This is a genomic window from Microcystis aeruginosa FD4 (assembly GCF_009792235.1).
In the GTDB taxonomy this organism is placed as follows: domain Bacteria; phylum Cyanobacteriota; class Cyanobacteriia; order Cyanobacteriales; family Microcystaceae; genus Microcystis; species Microcystis viridis.
In genome coordinates this window covers 778553-795805 of the sequence record NZ_CP046973.1, presented here as the reverse complement: position 1 = coordinate 795805, position 17253 = coordinate 778553, and the positions used below count along the sequence as shown (strand labels likewise).

Annotated in this window: 19 protein-coding genes, 1 tRNA gene and 1 pseudogene; 12 read left to right on the top strand and 9 right to left on the bottom strand. The window is 44.6% G+C overall.

Annotated features, from left to right (window positions below; genetic code table 11):
• Nucleotides 1-75 precede the first annotated feature (75 nt).
• Both GQR42_RS04120 and GQR42_RS04115 read left to right on the top strand, forming a co-directional pair.
• Nucleotides 76-2841, top strand: coding sequence for a DNA gyrase/topoisomerase IV subunit A (locus tag GQR42_RS04120; protein ID WP_158199008.1), 2766 nt, complete (start codon nucleotides 76-78; stop codon nucleotides 2839-2841).
• 3 nt (nucleotides 2842-2844) lie between these two features.
• On the top strand, nucleotides 2845-3528 hold the full coding sequence (locus tag GQR42_RS04115) for a YdcF family protein (RefSeq protein ID WP_158199007.1): 684 nt from the start codon (nucleotides 2845-2847) through the stop codon (nucleotides 3526-3528).
• Between the two features lie 343 nt (nucleotides 3529-3871).
• On the opposite strand, the gene GQR42_RS04110 is transcribed toward GQR42_RS04115, so the two are convergent.
• Nucleotides 3872-4258 (bottom strand): DUF4359 domain-containing protein, encoded by a 387-nt coding sequence (locus GQR42_RS04110; RefSeq protein ID WP_158199006.1) that lies wholly within the window; start codon nucleotides 4256-4258, stop codon nucleotides 3872-3874.
• Nucleotides 4259-4360: 102 nt separating this feature from the next.
• Between GQR42_RS04110 and GQR42_RS04105 the strand changes: the two genes are divergently transcribed.
• The 7 genes from GQR42_RS04105 to GQR42_RS04075 all read left to right on the top strand — a co-directional run bounded on the left by GQR42_RS04105 (nucleotide 4361) and on the right by GQR42_RS04075 (nucleotide 9725).
• Nucleotides 4361-4433: transfer RNA gene (locus GQR42_RS04105), tRNA-His, on the top strand.
• A gap of 592 nt (nucleotides 4434-5025) precedes the next feature.
• Nucleotides 5026-5685, top strand: a complete 660-nt coding sequence (locus tag GQR42_RS04100; RefSeq protein WP_158199005.1) for a glutathione S-transferase family protein — start codon at nucleotides 5026-5028, stop codon at nucleotides 5683-5685.
• The gene (locus GQR42_RS04095; protein ID WP_158199004.1) at nucleotides 5686-5982 is read left to right on the top strand and encodes a glutathione S-transferase; all 297 of its coding nucleotides are present in this window, start codon (nucleotides 5686-5688) and stop codon (nucleotides 5980-5982) included.
• Nucleotides 5983-6389: 407 nt separating this feature from the next.
• Nucleotides 6390-7487, top strand: a complete 1098-nt coding sequence (gene lepB, locus GQR42_RS04090) for a signal peptidase I (RefSeq protein WP_158199003.1) — start codon at nucleotides 6390-6392, stop codon at nucleotides 7485-7487.
• Between the two features lie 151 nt (nucleotides 7488-7638).
• On the top strand, nucleotides 7639-8214 hold the full coding sequence (locus GQR42_RS04085; protein WP_158199002.1) for a hypothetical protein: 576 nt from the start codon (nucleotides 7639-7641) through the stop codon (nucleotides 8212-8214).
• A gap of 6 nt (nucleotides 8215-8220) precedes the next feature.
• Nucleotides 8221-8589 (top strand): DUF1818 family protein, encoded by a 369-nt coding sequence (locus GQR42_RS04080; RefSeq protein WP_158199001.1) that lies wholly within the window; start codon nucleotides 8221-8223, stop codon nucleotides 8587-8589.
• 65 nt (nucleotides 8590-8654) lie between these two features.
• Complete coding sequence (locus GQR42_RS04075) at nucleotides 8655-9725, top strand: YheT family hydrolase (RefSeq protein ID WP_158199000.1); 1071 nt, start codon at nucleotides 8655-8657, stop codon at nucleotides 9723-9725.
• Between the two features lie 10 nt (nucleotides 9726-9735).
• Here the strand turns inward: GQR42_RS04075 and GQR42_RS04070 are convergent, their stop codons facing one another.
• Both GQR42_RS04070 and GQR42_RS28305 read right to left on the bottom strand, forming a co-directional pair.
• The gene (locus GQR42_RS04070; protein ID WP_158198999.1) at nucleotides 9736-10731 is read right to left on the bottom strand and encodes a carbohydrate kinase family protein; all 996 of its coding nucleotides are present in this window, start codon (nucleotides 10729-10731) and stop codon (nucleotides 9736-9738) included.
• A gap of 26 nt (nucleotides 10732-10757) precedes the next feature.
• Nucleotides 10758-10955, bottom strand: coding sequence for a hypothetical protein (locus GQR42_RS28305; RefSeq protein WP_233271259.1), 198 nt, complete (start codon nucleotides 10953-10955; stop codon nucleotides 10758-10760).
• A 233-nt stretch (nucleotides 10956-11188) separates the two neighbouring features.
• Between GQR42_RS28305 and GQR42_RS04065 the strand changes: the two genes are divergently transcribed.
• Nucleotides 11189-11659 (top strand): GNAT family N-acetyltransferase, encoded by a 471-nt coding sequence (locus GQR42_RS04065; RefSeq protein WP_158198998.1) that lies wholly within the window; start codon nucleotides 11189-11191, stop codon nucleotides 11657-11659.
• On the opposite strand, the gene GQR42_RS04060 is transcribed toward GQR42_RS04065, so the two are convergent.
• The 5 genes from GQR42_RS04060 to GQR42_RS04040 all read right to left on the bottom strand — a co-directional run bounded on the left by GQR42_RS04060 (nucleotide 11595) and on the right by GQR42_RS04040 (nucleotide 15072).
• Nucleotides 11595-12452 carry a sensor histidine kinase gene (locus tag GQR42_RS04060; RefSeq protein ID WP_158198997.1) on the bottom strand — a complete coding sequence of 286 codons (858 nt, stop codon included), beginning with the start codon at nucleotides 12450-12452 and terminating at the stop codon, nucleotides 11595-11597. The genes GQR42_RS04065 and GQR42_RS04060 overlap by 65 nt on opposite strands.
• Nucleotides 12407-12994, bottom strand: a complete 588-nt coding sequence (locus GQR42_RS04055) for an L-threonylcarbamoyladenylate synthase (protein WP_158198996.1) — start codon at nucleotides 12992-12994, stop codon at nucleotides 12407-12409. Before GQR42_RS04055 ends, GQR42_RS04060 begins: the two co-directional genes overlap by 46 nt.
• Before the next feature lie 225 nt (nucleotides 12995-13219).
• Complete coding sequence (locus tag GQR42_RS04050) at nucleotides 13220-14011, bottom strand: dual OB domain-containing protein (RefSeq protein WP_158198995.1); 792 nt, start codon at nucleotides 14009-14011, stop codon at nucleotides 13220-13222.
• 4 nt (nucleotides 14012-14015) lie between these two features.
• Complete coding sequence (locus tag GQR42_RS04045) at nucleotides 14016-14453, bottom strand: DUF488 domain-containing protein (protein WP_158198994.1); 438 nt, start codon at nucleotides 14451-14453, stop codon at nucleotides 14016-14018.
• A complete protein-coding gene (locus GQR42_RS04040) occupies nucleotides 14446-15072 on the bottom strand; it encodes a DUF488 domain-containing protein (protein WP_199273263.1) in 627 nt (208 codons plus the stop codon). The genes GQR42_RS04045 and GQR42_RS04040 overlap by 8 nt, the downstream gene beginning before the upstream one ends.
• 169 nt (nucleotides 15073-15241) lie before the next feature.
• On the opposite strand from GQR42_RS04040, the gene GQR42_RS04035 reads away from it, so the two are divergent.
• Nucleotides 15242-15769 (top strand): GIY-YIG nuclease family protein, encoded by a 528-nt coding sequence (locus tag GQR42_RS04035; RefSeq protein WP_158198993.1) that lies wholly within the window; start codon nucleotides 15242-15244, stop codon nucleotides 15767-15769.
• 79 nt (nucleotides 15770-15848) lie between these two features.
• Nucleotides 15849-16884: pseudogene (trpD, locus tag GQR42_RS04030) on the top strand (anthranilate phosphoribosyltransferase).
• Here trpD and GQR42_RS04025 read toward each other — a convergent pair.
• Nucleotides 16881-17150 carry a hypothetical protein gene (locus GQR42_RS04025; RefSeq protein WP_158198991.1) on the bottom strand — a complete coding sequence of 90 codons (270 nt, stop codon included), beginning with the start codon at nucleotides 17148-17150 and terminating at the stop codon, nucleotides 16881-16883. The pseudogene trpD and the gene GQR42_RS04025 overlap by 4 nt on opposite strands.
• Nucleotides 17151-17253: the final 103 nt, after the last annotated feature.

Sequence of the window (17253 nt, the reverse complement as noted above, 5' to 3'; positions counted from 1 at the left end):
CTCAGGGATAAACAAGGTTAAAAAGGGCAAAATGCCTTATGATTCACAGCTAGACAGATTGAAAACGAGAGACTCATGGCCAAACAACTGGATTTCTTAGCTAGTGGTCAAATTATACCCACGGCCTTACACCAAGAGATGGAACGCTCCTATCTAGAATATGCCATGAGTGTGATCGTGGGGCGAGCCTTGCCGGATGTACGCGATGGCTTAAAACCAGTCCATCGTCGCATATTATACGCTATGCACGAACTGGGTTTAACTCCCGATCGCCCTTTTCGCAAATGTGCGCGGGTGGTGGGGGATGTGTTGGGTAAATATCATCCCCACGGCGATCAGTCAGTGTATGAGGCACTGGTTCGTATGGTACAGGATTTTTCCAGTCGTTACCCACTTTTATCGGGCCATGGTAACTTTGGCTCGATCGATAACGACCCCCCGGCAGCCATGCGTTATACAGAAACCCGTTTGGCAGGCATCGGTGATCAGGCGGTTTTAGGGGGAATTAGCGAAGCTATCGTTAATTTCAGCAGTAATTTCGATAATTCTCAACAGGAACCAGTTGTTTTACCCGCTCAGTTACCGATACTGATTCTTAATGGTTGTTCGGGTATTGCGGTGGGGATGGCGACTAATATCCCTCCCCATAATTTAGGGGAAGTGGTAGAAGGTTTAATCGCTTTGATTGATAATCCCGATTTAAGCGAGGAAAAGTTAGTAGAAATTATCCCCGGGCCCGATTTTCCCACGGGAGGCGAGATTTTAGATGATACCGGCATTCGCGAGGCCTATCGCACCGGTAGGGGGATTATTCCCGTGCGCGGAGTGGCGAAAACTGAAACCATTATCATTGAGGGCAAGCGCCGCAGGGAAAGGACGGCAATTGTGGTCACTGAGTTGCCTTTTCAGGTAAATAAGGCGGCATGGATCGAAAAAATCGCCGAATTAGTCAATTTAGGGAAATTGGAGGGAATTGCCGATATCCGCGATGAAAGCAATCGCGAAGGCATTCGGGTGGTGATTGAATTAAAGCGGGAAAGTCAACCGCAGCAGGTTTTGGCGGCTTTATACCAACAAACGGCGCTACAGACTAATTTCGGGGCGATTATCCTCGCTTTGGTCGATAATCAACCCCGGCAGTTATCTTTAAAAGAAGTTTTACAGGAATTCTTGCGCTTTCGAGAAACGACTCTCACTCGTCAGTATGGCGATGAGTTGCAACGGGCCAGCGATCGCTTACACTTAGTCGAGGGTTTATTATTAGCTTTGCAGAATATCGATCGAGTGGTGGATATTCTCAAAAATGCTCCCGATGGGACGACGGCTAAGTATCGTTTTCAGGCAGAATTGGGCATTAGTGACGCTCAAGCTGATTCTATCTTAGCTATGCCTCTGCGTCGTTTAACCGGTTTGGAAAGACAAAAGTTAGAGACGGAAGCGACGGAATTACAAACAAAAATTCAACAGTTGGAAACTCTCCTCCATAACCGTCAGGAGTTTCTCAAGTCTCTGAAAAAAGAATTGCGCTCTTTAAAGAAAAAATTCGCCGATAGCAGACGGACAAAAATTCGCACCGGGAAGTCGGGGGACGGTCGACAGGAGACAGCAGGGAAGAAACAGGATTCTGTGGTAAAAAAACAGGAGGGAGGAGACGGGAAGCAGGAGACAGCAGGGAAGAAACAGGATTCTGTGGTAAAAAAACAGGAGACAGTCCCGATGAAAAAATTTTCACCCCCACAGATGAAAGAGGTTTCCTTCCCTACACCCCACACCCCACACCCCACACCCCACACCCCACACCCCACACCCCACACCCCACACCCCACACCCCACACCCCACACCCTACACCCCCTTTGAAGTCAGAAGTTAAAAAACAGGAGAATAAAGTTAAGAAAAAGTCTGAGAGTGAGAATGCACCGAGTTTAAGCCTATTTACGCCCCAAGAACCCCCAGAAAATGCGATTTTATTGCTTGATGCCGAAGATAAAATTAGTTGGACGACACCAGAAGAGCGAGCGCCGGACCAGGGTTTAATTATCTATCAACAGGCGATCGAAAAACGGGAAAATTTCCTAGTTATCCTCGATAATGCCAAAGCTTACCCGATTGCTATCCGGGAAGTCCCCCCGCAAGGGAATCAACCGGTGTTAATCGACCGTCTGCTGACCAAAACCGCCCAAAAAGAGTCAGAAGCTGTGTTAAATCAATTTTTCTTGACGGAACCTCAAAAAAGTCAAGAATTGCTTTTACTGAGTCAACAGGGGCGAATAAAGCGGCTTCCCATCAATGAATTAGAGGGGGTTGGTAGTCGAGGTTTGTCCCTAATGAAATTGAAAGAAGATGATCGCCTATATGGCGCTATTTTTACTCACGAGGGCCTAGACTTAGCGATCGCCACCAGTAGTGGTCGGGTGTTGCGTTATCCCGTGCGCGAGGAATTATTGCCAATGATGAGTAAATCCGCCCAGGGTTTAGCAATTTTGCGATTGCGCTACGGGGAACATCTAGCCGGCTGTGTTTCTCTCCCTCATCGGGAAAATCTGCTGCTGATTTCGGGATTAGGTTACGGGAAAAGACTGGCGATCGAGAATTTACGTCTATCACAATTAGGCGATCTTGGTTCACCCGCTTTACAATTCGTCAACAAACAGGATAGTTTAGCGGCCATGGTAGCGGCGCGGGCGGGGAGTATAGTGTTATTAAGTACCAATCAGGAGCGAAAACTACCCTTAGAGGTAGAAACTGTGATGGTTACGGGTAAAGACGGGACAGGTTCACAATTAGTCAAACTCAACCCCGCAGAAAAAATTATCAAAGCACAATTGTTACATCGTCTCTAAACAATGGCGAAAAAACCGAAAAATGTTGCGCGTAAACACCGGCATTGGCAAAGATGGTTAAAACTAACTCTGGTCGCAGTTTTTGGGTTTATTATCCTTAATTTAGCGATTAATTTAGCCCTCCGCTGGCCAATTAATCAACAAAAACCCGTTGATGCCATTTTAGTTTTGGGGGGCAGCATTCGTCGGGAAATTTATGCAGCCAATCTGGCCCGGCAATACCCCGATATACCGATTTTAATTTCCGAAGGCTCGAAAGACCCCTGTATTTTATTACTATTTGAACGAGCAAAAGCGCCAAAAACTAACGTCTGGTTAGAAAAGTGTGCTAATTCTACCTTCGGCAATTTTTTCTTTGCTGTGCCAATTTTAAAACAATGGCAAGTACATAAAGTAAAAGTTGTCACCTCTCCTACTCATTTACCCCGCGCTAAATGGTTAGCAGAAATTCACTTGCAATCCCACGGTATAGCAGTAGAAATCGATGCAGTTAGAGAAATTGGTGTGCCGGGTAATCGCGAATCAAAGCTAAAAACTGGGTTAGATGTGGCTAGAAGTATAATTTGGGCTTTTGTGGGACAATTAATCTATCCCCCCTGTTGGCAAGTCATTCCCTTAAATTCCGTTGATTTAGAAGCTTGGCGCGATCAAGGTTTTAAATGTGAATCTCAAGGTAAGATCAGGTAAACAATCTTCTCCGAGTTAGTTTTTTAGCGGCTGCATCTCATTTTTGTAAATCTACTAAGTTGGGATTTTTAAAGGGAAACTATCTTCTAAAATTGGTCATTACTTCCGATTTTATTTGGGGGGTTCTACCCCCCAAACCCCGGAGCGCATTAATTTTTCGATGGGATGCTTACAGGCAGCTGCTGATATATCTGTAATCATTTAAGAGTCACTGATAATTGCTGATTGTCGGTATTTCTGCAAATGTGAGATGTAGCCAAAATTTTTCCTTACCCCCTACACTCCAACACCCCCCGCAACGCGCAGGAAGTGGTCTCCCCACCCCCTAATACCCATGGATTGACTACAGTTCTAAAGCTTCGTAGAAGTATAATTTATCCAAAAAACCGACGCTGCTGAAGTGATAACTAGGTAAAGGGGGAGGGAACGATAATTCCGTTTGATAAACGCTGAAAATGAGAAAATTCTTTCTAGTGGTCTTAGTGGCGATCGCTTCTTGTAAAAAAGGATGACCCGTATCCACCAACATTTTACAGTAACCCCGCAAGAGAGCTTGCATCTCGATCGAAGCTTGCGCCCGAGCGCAGACATTATCCTTAAGATAGCTAGTTAACCTCTGGGAAGCGTATTGTTCGTAATCTTGACGATTGGGGTTAGTTGTCAGCAATATAGCCGCAATTCCCCCTAAAACCACTCCTACCACCATTCCCCCTAACCGTGCCAATTTCATAAGCTCTCAAACCATCACTCACTTACCCTAACCATAGCCTGAATTAGGATAAAAAACCTCTTGTCAACCATTCGTCCTGTGCTATACTAGAGAAAGTGTACGGCGAGCGTAGCCAAGTGGTTAAGGCAGTGGATTGTGGTTCCACCACTCGGGGGTTCGAGTCCCCTCGTTCGCCCTCTTTTCAGACATTGCGAAAAACCGCTCTAGATTCGAGCTAAAATTTCTGGCTTTTGCTCAAGAGGCCTAAAACTGTCCCTTCCACAAAGGCCCAGCACAGTTTCAGAGAAGGAACGGGCTGGGGAAGTGTAGTCAGCCCTGGGTTACTCAGTCCATAAAAGTCTTATCCAACAGCCCTACTTAGGGGTTGCTGAATAAATCTAAAAACCTTGTTGGTTAAGACTTTTAGACTTTTTGTCAATCAAAAAGTGCCTTAGCTAGGGTTTGCTGAATAATGGTAAAACCCTTTTAAAATAAGGCTTTTGACCTGTTAAAATCCGATGTTCATGCCGCGAAAATAGGATTGGGACATTCAAAAACCTGGCATTATTCTTTCTCTAGTACATAGCTTGGTACAAAAAAGCAGGGCAACAAAGCCTGAAACGACCGGCTACTGACTCCTAACCCCACCAACAAACTTTTTGCCGCAAACCGTAGGTAATTTACCAGATGAAAATGGGTAAAACCCTACACCCTACACCCGACACCCCACACCCTGCCCCCACGAGAAACTTTTTCAGCAGACCCTACTTAGCAACCAACAAGACTTAATGCTTTTACTTCAATTTAGCACCTCTCATTACTGTCGCAAAGCTCGTTTAGCACTAGGTTATAAGGGGATTGATTACCAAGTAGAAAATCTCACCCCCGGACTACATATTCTCAAACTCAAACCCCTAACCAAAGGGTTAACCACTGTCCCCGTTTTAATCGCACAAGATGAGATTATTGCCGATTCTACTGCCATTTTCAAATATTTAGAAAAAGTAGTTCCTTTCCCCTCCTTTATTCCCGACGGGGAAAGGGAACAAAATCAAGCTTGGTTACTAGAGGATTGGTTAGATGAAAGTATTGGAGTGGCGACTAGATTTGTCTATTATGATTATCGCGCCCGAGAGGGAAAATCGATCGATCCTTCCCTGAGTAGTCAAATAATTATCAAGATCGTGCGACAACAATATAAAATCACATCAGCCAGGGTAAAACTAGCGGAGGAGCGCTTAGAAAATGCCCTAAAGATTCTAGAATATTGGCAAAATCAAGCCTATTTGGTGGCAGATAAATTAAGTGTAGCCGACATGGCCGCCACTGCCCTACTGAGTCCTCTGGCTCTAATTCCGAGTTATCGTCAAAAATATCCCTGGTTGTTTGCTAGAATCGGGGACATTCATCAACAGTGTCGAGAAAAATTACCCCCCGGTTTAAATTAAATGAAGCGAATGACAAAAATTATCATCCTCATCTTGATCGGTTTCTTATCGCCCCTAAAAGCCCTCGCTTTGCCCTCTCCCGAAGATATTCCCGAAGAAGTTTTACGAGCAGAAATTATCACTTCGGCTCGCTCGCCCCTTGATAATCAACCCCTAACTGCGGCAGAATATGCTTTACTGGAAGAACAGTTAGCCACCAGCATTTATCCCCCCCAAATTAATCCCAAGATTCGACAATTAATTGCCCTGAGAAGATTACAAAAACTCCTCCAGATATTGATACCTTTTTATCGTTAATATCACAATAGCCAATCCCCTTAGTCAAGACCGATTAAGTCTAGACAAAATTAATTAGGGTTTGCGGCAAAAAGTTTTTCGTGGGGGCAGGGTGTGGGATGAAGTATGACGGGATTTGGCTTCATCCCCAGACGAGCAGCTACTGTTCCCCGTTGTCTGTTCTGGCGTTTCCCAAAACCAGAGACTTCGTACCTCACCATTAGGATAACTGCTATAATGATATTTAAATATTACCATCTCCAGACAATTATAGTCAATTTTAACCAGTAATCCTTCACCTATCAGTTATCAGATTTGAGTTTTAATTGTGCAGTCTGTATTAAGCGAGCAGTATTAAATAGCAGTTTCCTACTGTGTTTTCACTGTTTACTGATTACTGTTCACTGAATTAACAATGGGTCTATACTATGAGCAAACCGTCCCCTTTTTCGGTTGTTTCTCCTCCTGATGCGATTAATTCACCGAAAAAAGATCCTTGGTTAGCTGTCAATCTCTCGATGTTTTTCCCCGGTTTGGGACAATGGTATGCTCACAAAAACCAAAAAGCCACTATTTGGGCGATCGCTCAAGTAATATTAATAATTGTGACAATTTGGTCGATTTTTAGCCCCAATGGCCTTGTAAGCTGGGGATTAGGGGGAATAGTTGCCCTGGTTATCGTTTACATTAGCAATATTTTTGACGCTCACTGGAGTGTTTATTATTCCAGACAGAATAACAGCTTAGAGAAAATCCCCCGCAAACAGAAAAACCCGTGGTTTGCCGTCTTCGCTAACCGGATTATACCGGGATTAGGGCAATTGTACGCCGATAAGGTGAGCTTGGGGATAATTCTCCTGACTATATCCCTGATTACCCTGAAAATGGCTCATTTTTTTGCCAATATTCTCTTTCTTACCCCTTTAATTACAGCGATCGCTGTTTATCATGTTTACCACACTTTCCCCCATCAATTCCATCCCCATCGTCACACCTATCGTTCCATTTTGGCGCTGATGGTGGCAGCAATTTTTACTTGGGGAATTATCTGTAATTATTTTCCCGATTGGTTACATCAAAGAATAGAATTTTTCCAGATTCCTAGCGAATCCATGCTGCCTACCCTCGCAGTAGGTGATCGCATTTTCGTCAGTCAATCTGGTAATTATCAAGCGGAAAGAGGCGATATAATTGTTTTTAGAACTCCCGAAAAAATTAAGCAACTAGAGCCTAAGTCTGGAGATTTTTTTATTAAACGAGTCATCGCTATTGCCGGGGATACCATTGAAATCCAGAGGGGTAAAGTTTATCTCAACCGGCAAGTTATCGAGGAACCCTACACCGCCGAGTTAGCCAATTATGAAATAGAATTTATGACTGTACCCCCAAAAACCCTGTTTGTTTTAGGAGATAATCGTAACCATAGTTTTGATTCCCATGCTTGGGGTTTTTTGCCCGAAAGTTATATCGTTGGTCAAGCCTATAAAGTTTACTGGCCCCTCGATCGTGTCCAGTCCTTGCTATGATGGGGATGACTGGGGTAATTTTGATCCTAGCTCCTACAGTTAGATTAATCCGGGGATTGTTGGATAATTATAACATTCCCAACCTCTTGAATTGTTCCTGAAAAATTCCCACTGGTGCTAGATAATTCGCTTCAATCTTTTCTCGATTAATATGCTCTTAAAATTACCTCAAAAGCTGAAAATTCAGCGAATAATATTATTAGTATTCTGCCTAGGAATAGGGATAGTTTTCTGGTGGTTATCGTGGCAAACCACCGGGATAAGCCAAATTCAACGACCCGAAACAGTTGCTCAACAAATTTATCAAGCAATGCCAGATTTACCGAAAGAAAACAACTATATCCGTCGAGACACAGGAGCGATCGATCCGAATAATACCCTAATCAGTCGCTTTCTTCGTTATCATCAAGATACCAAAAAAAGGTTTACTCTCATCCGTTTTGATTGGCAATTAACCCTAGGAGATTATCTAGGAGTGAACGAGAAAATCAGCGAAGAAAACTATCCTGGACAAGCAACCCTTACCGTTAATCCCATGGCTGCCGATATCAAAGCGATTAACAGTCTTAATCGTCGTCAACGGCAGCAGTTAGTAACTCTTCTAGTCAAAATTTATAACCCCGCTATTCTCCCCCAAGAAACCCCCACTCCTAGTCCTTCTCCTAGTCCTTCTCCTAGTCGTCCATCATTATCAAAACCGGGAGATGCCGACCTATTAAAATTCTAGAAAATTATGGAAAAAATTCTCAAATATGGTTCAGGTTGGCGACTCGGTTGGAATCCTAAGGCAGCCGTTTATAAAGGATTAATTGGTGGTGATGATTGGGCGATCGAATTAACTGAGGCCGAGTGGCAAGATTTGCGTCGGTTACTATCACAATTGACCGCAACTATGGCGGCCATGGCCACAGAATTAATGGATGAAGAAAGAATTACTTGTGAAGCGGAAAGCGAGCTTTTATGGGTAGAAGCGGACGGATTTCCCGATGATTATTCCCTGCGATTTATTCTCTATCAAGGTCGCGGTTGTGAGGGCAATTGGTCAGCCACTGCCCTGCCAGAGTTGCTCGCCGCTTGGGACAATTTGCTTTACAATTTTTAAGAAAGCGGTGGGCATAAGTTAATTTTTGTCTCCCTCTCTTGACTTTTAGATTCCCCTGTGCTGCTATGCTTGCCCATCCGAAGACGAAGACCGATAATCGCACCTACACTCCGCCCCCATTGCTGAAAAACGGTTTTGCCATGACTCTCTATGTGTCCCTAAAAGCGCGAGAAACCTGGCAAAATACGATCGCTATTCCCGAACCAGTCTATCAAGAAACCATTTTCACCGGGGCCAATGCCGTCCCCATCTACGGGATTGTTTCCATCCCCCCGCAAGCGAAAGGAACCATTATCGGCACCTACGGCATCACGGGAGACTTAGATAATCAATGGTTTTTAAGAATTTTAGGCAGAAAAGCCGTAGCAAGAAACTACGCAGTCGTCCTCTTCGATTGGCGCGCCCACGGTAAGACAGCCGAATTATCCCCGACTCTCACCTCCGATGGCATCTATGAAGGGCTAGATTTCCTTCATATTGCCGCCCAAGCCCAAAAAATGGGCTGTCCTGCTCCTTTTTGGTTCACGGGTTACTCTCTGGGGGGACAATTGGCCCTCTGGGGAATTAAATCGGCAGAGAATCAGGAAGATATGGGGATCGATCCCGTCCATATCGGTGGTGGTGCGGTAATTTGTCCTAATTTAGACTCTAATCGTTCTTTATCCTATCTCGTCCAAGATCCCTGGGGGAAACATTTGGAAAAAGCGATCGCCAGGGAATTACGCAAGTTAGCCAAACGCATCCATAAAGCTCATCCCGATCATATCGATCCTCAAGCAATTACTCGCGCCACCACGATTGCAGGATTCGATCGAGAATTAGTGATTAAAAAGCTAGGATTTAAGACAGTTTTTGACTATTATGCCGCTAGTAGTCCCTTGCCCTTTCAACCCTATTTAACTAAACCCACTTTTATCCTCTACGCGGCCGATGATCCCCTCTTTTCCCCCGCAGTTATTGCCGATCTGCAAGCAGCGATCGCTGATAATCCCCACGTGGAGCTACTCTTAACCAACCACGGTGGTCATGTGGGTTATATCAGCAGTTTATCCTGTCAGCGTCAGTGGGGCGATAGCGATCGCTGGTGGGCATGGAATCGGGTTTTAGACTGGTTTGACCAAAAAACTGGCAAATAAGGGCTAATTTCTAGGATTCAAAGGCCGCTAGAAACTCCGCCACCTGTTCCCGAGTCGGTTGGGATGCGATCGCTCCTGCCGCCCTTGTCACCATTGCCCCCACCGCACAGGCATAAATCACCGCATTACGGGCTAAATCGGCATTTTCCCCGATTTGATCGCCTCCAAGACTGGCACGAGCTAAAAAACCCGCCACAAAGCCATCCCCCGCCCCAGTTGTATCCACTACCTCCCCGGAAAAAGCCTCGACAGCACCGCTATTTTCGCCTAAATGATATTTACTGCCTTTTGCACCGCCAGTAACCAGAATTGCCCCTAAATTGGGGTATTGTGATGATATTCTGACGGGGGTATCAGTGCCAAATAACCATCTTGCTTCTTCCTCACTACATTTGAGCAAATCGGCCTGGACGATAAAATCTCGAATCCGATCAGGAGCGGCCTCAAGATTAGGCCAGAAAACCGGTCGCCAGTTGATATCGATCAATACTTTCACAGCGTAAATTTTAGCCAATTCGAGGGCGCGTTGCATTGCCCGGCGGGAAAGGGGATAGGCTAACCCTAGGGTTCCCATCACTAGATAATCGGCATTTTTCCAGAGATTTTCGGGCAATAGGTCAGCATTAATGGCAGTATCGGCAAAATCAGTCGTTTTTCTGCCGCCAAAACCCGCAAAATGTCTGTCTCCCCCAGCATCGCGGGTGACATAAACTTGTCGGGTAGGTAGGGTGGGGTGATACTGTACACCAGTGGTATCGACTCCGAGAGCGTCTAGCAAGGCGATTAACTGTTCTCCGCGTTGATCTTTGCCCACACAACCGATAAAAGCCGAATTTATGCCCAATTTTCGCAATCCACAGGCCACGTTTGCCGGCGCACCCCCGGCGTAGGTTGTCCAAGAAGTTACTTGCTCTATAGCGCGATCGCTTTGATCGGCAATTAGATCATAGAGGATTTCCCCTAAACAAATTACAGACACCGGCGAAGATCTTTGATTGTTAAGCATTGGTGTGGGGTGTGGGGAAGCTTTTTTCAGTGATCAGTAAACAGTAAACAGTAATCAGTGAGGTTCTTCGTTACTTGGTATGGTTCGATCGGGGGGCATAAATCGACTAAATCCTTATTTGGCAAGAGATTTAATTGATTAGTTCGTTCTAGAGCGAAAACACTTGAAAAAAATCGCAGAATGCCTTTCTCTGTAAGGATTTCATCCCTTAGAACTCCCCCCATGGCATCACACAAACCGAAGAACCATAACTGATCACTGATCACTGATCACTGATCACTGATTAATAACTTGTCAAGAAATGACGATAAATCAACTGGAGATTATCTGAGGCATTGAGTATAATCAAACACATAGATTAGGGGAAATTGCTCATAAATCAGTCCGATCGAGCGTGAATCCTCTTTCTCGGAAAAATATCTTCTCCTATTTTTTAGTCTGAGACTAAGGAAATATCATGATTGATTGTAGTCAGATTCAGTTTGACGAGGATAAAAGCAAGATAGATCTATTGCAACTACGAGAATTATTTAATTTAACCGCATTTTGGGCAATCGATCGCCGTTTAGAAGATTTAGCAACCGCAATTGACTATAGTGATCCAGTGGTGACGGTGTGGAATGAGCGGCAATTAATTGGTTTTGCTCGCGCCACTTCCGACGGCATTTATCGGGCAACTATTTGGGATGTGATTGTTCATCCCGATTATCAGGGAGCCGGTTTAGGGCGTAAATTAGTAGAAACAGTTTTGGCCCATCCCCGAATAAATCGGGTGGAAAGAGTCTATTTGATGACTACTAATCAAGAAAATTTTTACCAGCGCATTGGTTTCCAAAGCAACGCCACCACGACGATGGTATTATTTAATCGTTATACCGAGGAGTTTTCCTATCCAGCGATCGAGGTAAAGAAAAAACGATCCGTGTGAGCTTATCCTGACTATTGTTATCCATTTGATCTAAGCTCATTTCCCCCTCCGAAACTTCGATAATGCCTTTCGCTAACTGGAATTTAAGACCGGGAGAAAGACCAAAAGCTTGAGTAAATTGTTTTACTTCTTCTAGCTTTGATTCTAAACTCAAAGGGGAAATTTCTAGCATTTGCCAGAGAGGGATTTCCCCCGGAAATTCTAGGACAATAGTGACTTTTTTCTCGCAAAGAGTGCTTACCGATATACAAATAGAGCCACTCGCTAAGTTAGCGATCGCTGCATCAACGAGAAGGACAAGAGCGGAGGATAAACGCTGATAATCGGCAATAATAGCAATATCATCGGTTAAAGGGCTAAATTTAAGCTGAATATTGCGATTAGCTGCCTGTAAATAGGTTAAACTTGCCCAATCTTGCCAGAGTTTAGTTAAAGAAAAAATTTCTCGCTCCAGAGGTATAGTACCAGACTCTAGTTTGGAGAGATTAATCATTTCATCGAGCATTGCCATCAGTTTACGGCCCGCCAGTTGCCCCTGGGCGATAAATTCCCTTTCTTCGGCCGGACTTTCGCAAAGATCGGCGAGAATCAGTTGATGGAGACTGATCATACTGCTCAATGGCGATCGCAATTCGTGGGCAACCCGTGCCAAAAAACTGCTTTTGAGGTGATTAATTGCCACAGCCATGTGATAAGCGAGGCGAGTTTGCTGTAATTCCCGTTTTAAAGCGTCAATATCGTCCATATTTACAGAAAAACTGCCCCTTGTCGTAAGATATCCCATCTTTGACATTGCCAACGCGCGACGGTGGAGGGTTGTCCACTATTGATTATTCCCCATGCTTGCCTTTCTGTGGGTGCTAACACCGTCACCGAGGGAAAAGTAGTCATAATCGCGGATGGAGTCAATAAAGGCTCTTGTCCTGAAAGATTAGCACTGGTGGTCGCTAAAACACCAGTTCGACCGAGAATTTCTCTTGCGATCGCATGAGCGGGAACTCGGATACCAATCGTGCTAGGATTTTTAGGGTTAAGAGCTTTTGGTACTTTTTCAGAAGCAGGTAAAACCAAAGTTAGAGACCCAGGCCAGTGTTTTTCGGTCATTTGCTGCCAAATTTCCCTTTCTTCCTGATTTCCCTTGACATAATCCCATAAATCTGCTGCTGAGGCCGCCATAAGAATTAAAGGTTTATCAAAAGTCCGTTTTTTAGCGGCAAAAATCAGGGAAGAATAGGGGGGAGAAACCGCTAAAGCGGGAACTGTATCCGTGGGAAAAGAAACCACTTGACCACTTAGGGCCGCGTGAACAATTTCGTTAAGAGAAGCAGTAGGCATTGAGAATTGATCATTTTTGGGGACTAATTTAGCCTAAAACTTTTTGGCACAATTTTAAAGGGCAAGCAGTTGATCAATATTAATTTTACTAACACTTGCTCCTAGTGCCTCTTGTCAAAAATGGTCAACTTATTCCCCTTCCAGAATCGGAAAACGATCACACCGCCTTCATTAACCTTTAGTTCACTCCCGGGCAGATAAACTATCAGGCTAACGGTTAGCTTGCTATATTTTTCCACCGCTTCTCAAAAAATCAAGAAACTGTTTGGCTTCATTCTCAGTAAGTTGATAGCGGGAAACCTTGCCAAATTTTTCTTTTAAATATTCCTTACCCTGTTCTCTGCTCCAAGATAATCTCTCCATTTCCGTAGCGATGAGTCGAATTTCAGGCACAAGTTCAACCACTCCCGCGATCAAACGATAGCATGATAGAGGAAGATTGGCATCGGGCTGCCAGGGCTGTCCGAGACTGAGGCAGATTAAACAGTGAGGGCTTATTTCTTCCTCTCGATCGAGTTTCTCTAGAATTATCGGATCGGTGATGCTAAGATCAAAATCTGCGAAATCATACTGAGCATCAGCAATAATCCCCCGCCATTTCCCCCTGCTGTTTTTACGGCAGCAGAATGATTTTGCCTCAATCAATTGGAGAGTGCGTACTGGAGCTTGAGATTTCAGATATTGATAAGGTATCGACTTTCTGTAATCGGGATATAATAAATCGCCCTCGCAAAACTGTAAAAGATTGGCGACCGCTGCTTTACCAATAATTTGCCAAGGTAAGTTCTTGTAACCAATATTCTCAATTTCATAGCCAGATTTTCTCTCGCTGTCGATAGGAATACTGAGGATATCCAAAATACGAATTTTGCTAGTCTGAATAAAGTTATTGTCTAGGGGTATTCTGCCGTCCTCTAACTCTGAAATCGGTCTAACCCACTGACCCGACTCTCGATCTATTCCCGCAATACATCTTTCATGATGTTTATAAGAATTAGCCAGACAAATTATCTCCATATAGCTACAAGTGAATAATTTCTATATTATGGAAATGGGACTGAAGATACTCTGCGGCAAGTCGCCTGTGGCAAAAGTGAGGTTTGTCTTCGCTACAAAGAAAACAAGAATTCTGCAAGCTGTCCGGTTTGATCGTTGATTCAATATGTCTTTGACGCAGAATCGCCAGGTATTTTTTAGAGTAATCTTCCCACGATATTTGTTTCTTTTTGTAGGCATCTAAAATTTCTTGAGTGGGCGCAAGTGATAGTTCATGGGAGTAATCGATGCCGCCAATCTCAGAGAGAAAGTACTTTAAGTCGTTTTGTTTGGCAAAGCCGGATAACTGGGATGTATTATTCAAGCGAGTATCGATGATTTTAGTAACGCCCGCTTTTCTTAAACCCTCAAAGAAACTAGATGCAGATTTTCGGGTAAACCCGATCGTGAAAAGTTTAATCATGATCTTTCTCCACATAGGCTATGCGATCGCCCTGCAGCTGATAAGCTTGACGAATTCTCTCGCTTCGCGCCAACTGAGGTTGACTGACTGTAGGGAAAAGAGATAGTTGTCCATTCTCCTGTTTGTCTTGCAAGTCATGAATTTGCAAGAGTCGTTCTTCCAGATTTTCGTGGTACTCCAATTCGCCATTGCTGTGAATGTGGGCAATTTCAAGGTTAAAAGAGATAAGGTGCTGGCACACTAGAATAGCTCTATGGCAAGTGATCGGGTCTTTCTCGGCACACATCAGGGCAATGCGATGATTTTGCACTCCTTTGATGATGCGCTTCAGTCCCTGTTGGAATGAGTCAAGGACAGCAATTTTTTCGTAAAGGGCTTTGCCTTCCACATAACAGCTACTATCTGCAGGCCGCGCCCCTAGCTCCGCCCCTAAAAAAACATAGCGAATCTCTGCTGTGGGTAGGTAGGACTGGAGCGCTTGTTTGTTGAAGTGGGGAAGATAGCGGCTGTAAGGAGCGGAACGCACATCTGCTAAAGCGTTGATGTTATGAATGGAGAGCAGTTCGAGGAACTTTTCCGGGGTGTGGTTAGAATGCCCGATCGTAAATATAGCCAGCATTGTATCTAACTTGATAGTTTAGTAATTTACCTTATTATATCTCAGTCTCTCTGGGGTTATCGAGCCAGATAACTGTTAGTTTACCCTCCTAGGTTAGCCACAGCCCGGAATATAAAATTCAAACTTAGGTATAATTTATATATCTCCAACCAATTAGCGACGATTAATTATGAATGAGCCTGATACTTTTGCTAATCTCCAACAATTAGAATATATTCCCTACCTAGATGCCACCGGTAATATCTGTGCTGATTTACAGGGAAAAATCGGGGTTTATGCCATTTTTGAGCGAGAGCAAGTCCTAGAGTTTGTCGGCTATTCTCGTGATATTTATCTCAGTTTAAAACAACATCTTGCCCGACAGCCCCAAGCTTGTTATTGGCTAAAAATACAGGTGATTGATCGTCCTAATCGGACTATTTTAGAAGCGATTAAACAAGCTTGGCTAAGAGAAAGTCAGGCAGTAATCGGCAATGAAAAACTCTGGACAGAACCAATTGATGCTAAATTAGCCATGACTGAGACAGAAAAAGAAATTTATCAAAGTGCTGACGAAGTGGGAAAAATCAAGTTATTAAAACAGGTATCCAGACGAGTAGAAAACGATATTTTATCAACCCTAGAAAAACGGGGAGTACAGATGGAAATTCGTTTTAATCCCAAGTTAAAAGAACAGGGTTTGCTCGATTTGAAGTAAAAATTACTAGGAGCGATCGATTCTCCAGACAAACCGCTATGATAGTATATCGCCCCATCCCGACACCAATGGAACAGCGATGACCACTCAAGACTGGCCAAACCTACTGCAGCAACTACTCGAGTCGAAAATCCCTTTCCCTTAACCAAGCTGAAGAATTAATGACCGGATGGTTAAACGGCGAGATTCCAGAAGTTTTATCGGGGGCGATTTTAGCGGCTTTGCAAGCAAAAGGAGTCTCGTCCGCCGAATTAGCGGGAATGGCCAGAGTTTTACGGCAACAATCTCGCTTAGAAGACCCTAAACCCCATACTACTCCCGTTATCGATACCTGTGGCACCGGCGGTGACGGGGCCTCAACTTTTAATATTTCCACTGCTGTGGCTTTTGTGGCGGCCGCCGGGGGTGTAAAAGTGGCTAAACACGGCAATCGCTCGGCCTCCAGTAAAGTCGGTTCGGCCGATGTTTTAGAATATCTTGGGGTTAATTTAAGCGCCCCTAGCGAGAAAGTAGCGGCGGCTTTAGATGGGGTGGGAGTGACCTTTCTTTTTGCCCCTGGTTGGCATCCGGCCCTGAAAAGTGTGGCTAATCTCCGCAAAACCCTGAAAGTTCGCACGGTTTTTAATCTTCTGGGTCCTCTAGTTAATCCTCTCCGTCCCACAGGTCAAGTTATCGGGGTTTATGACCGGCAATTTCTCATCCCCATGGCCACAGCTTTAGCAGAAATGGGAACCCCAAAGGCAATTATTGTTCACGGCCGGGAAAAACTCGACGAGGTGGGGTTAGGAGATCTGACCGATATGGCTTTATTAAATAATGGCGAGGTGATTTCTGGGGCGATCGACCCCTTGTCAATTTCTATCCCCAGAGCCAGTTTAAATGCCCTTAAAGGCGGGGAAGTGCCAGAAAATGCCGAAATCCTCAAAAATGTCCTGCAAGGGGGGGGAACGCCCGCTCAACGGGATGCTGTGGCGATTAATGCCGCTCTTGCCCTACAGGTGGCAGAAAAGGTCACTTTTGGCGATCATGCTGCTGGTTTCGCCCTCGCACGCGAGATTTTAGCCAGTGGGTTAGCTTGGCAAAAATTAGAGGAGTTGGTTAAGTTCCTCGCTTAGGACAATTCACAGGAGACAGGAGACTCCGAGACAGGAGACAGGAGATTATTTTTATTTATTCCCCCATCTCCCCACACCCCACACCCCACACCCCACACCCCACACCCCACACCCCACTTCCCCACTTCCCCACTTCCCCACACCCCACACCCCACACCCCACTTCCCCACTTCCCCACTTCCCCACACCCCACACCCCACACCCCACACCCCACACCCCACAGCCCACCTTAATGCACTTACTGCATGATATAAATCCCTAAACACGATGGTTAACGGATTTCTGTTACAAGCAATACAAAATTATCCAAGTTAAAAAGAATTAAATAACAAATAGAGACTAGGTAAATTACTAAATTTTTGCTAATGA

What these genes read in the sequence shown, in the direction of transcription:
- GQR42_RS04055 (WP_158198996.1), bottom strand. Translation starts at nt 12,994, where the DNA reads ATGCCTACTGCTTCTCTTAACGAAATTGTTCACGCGGCCCTAAGTGGT.
- GQR42_RS04115 (WP_158199007.1), top strand. Translation starts at nt 2,845, where the DNA reads ATGGCGAAAAAACCGAAAAATGTTGCGCGTAAACACCGGCATTGGCAA.
- GQR42_RS04050 (WP_158198995.1), bottom strand. Translation starts at nt 14,011, where the DNA reads ATGGAGATAATTTGTCTGGCTAATTCTTATAAACATCATGAAAGATGT.
- GQR42_RS04120 (WP_158199008.1), top strand. Translation starts at nt 76, where the DNA reads ATGGCCAAACAACTGGATTTCTTAGCTAGTGGTCAAATTATACCCACG.
- GQR42_RS04110 (WP_158199006.1), bottom strand. Translation starts at nt 4,258, where the DNA reads ATGAAATTGGCACGGTTAGGGGGAATGGTGGTAGGAGTGGTTTTAGGG.
- GQR42_RS04040 (WP_199273263.1), bottom strand. Translation starts at nt 15,072, where the DNA reads ATGCTGGCTATATTTACGATCGGGCATTCTAACCACACCCCGGAAAAG.
- GQR42_RS04070 (WP_158198999.1), bottom strand. Translation starts at nt 10,731, where the DNA reads ATGCTTAACAATCAAAGATCTTCGCCGGTGTCTGTAATTTGTTTAGGG.
- lepB (WP_158199003.1), top strand. Translation starts at nt 6,390, where the DNA reads ATGAGCAAACCGTCCCCTTTTTCGGTTGTTTCTCCTCCTGATGCGATT.
- GQR42_RS04085 (WP_158199002.1), top strand. Translation starts at nt 7,639, where the DNA reads ATGCTCTTAAAATTACCTCAAAAGCTGAAAATTCAGCGAATAATATTA.
- GQR42_RS04065 (WP_158198998.1), top strand. Translation starts at nt 11,189, where the DNA reads ATGATTGATTGTAGTCAGATTCAGTTTGACGAGGATAAAAGCAAGATA.
- GQR42_RS04060 (WP_158198997.1), bottom strand. Translation starts at nt 12,452, where the DNA reads ATGTCAAAGATGGGATATCTTACGACAAGGGGCAGTTTTTCTGTAAAT.
- GQR42_RS04095 (WP_158199004.1), top strand. Translation starts at nt 5,686, where the DNA reads ATGAAGCGAATGACAAAAATTATCATCCTCATCTTGATCGGTTTCTTA.
- GQR42_RS04100 (WP_158199005.1), top strand. Translation starts at nt 5,026, where the DNA reads ATGCTTTTACTTCAATTTAGCACCTCTCATTACTGTCGCAAAGCTCGT.
- GQR42_RS28305 (WP_233271259.1), bottom strand. Translation starts at nt 10,955, where the DNA reads ATGGGGGGAGTTCTAAGGGATGAAATCCTTACAGAGAAAGGCATTCTG.
- GQR42_RS04045 (WP_158198994.1), bottom strand. Translation starts at nt 14,453, where the DNA reads ATGATTAAACTTTTCACGATCGGGTTTACCCGAAAATCTGCATCTAGT.
- GQR42_RS04075 (WP_158199000.1), top strand. Translation starts at nt 8,655, where the DNA reads ATGCTTGCCCATCCGAAGACGAAGACCGATAATCGCACCTACACTCCG.
- GQR42_RS04035 (WP_158198993.1), top strand. Translation starts at nt 15,242, where the DNA reads ATGAATGAGCCTGATACTTTTGCTAATCTCCAACAATTAGAATATATT.
- GQR42_RS04080 (WP_158199001.1), top strand. Translation starts at nt 8,221, where the DNA reads ATGGAAAAAATTCTCAAATATGGTTCAGGTTGGCGACTCGGTTGGAAT.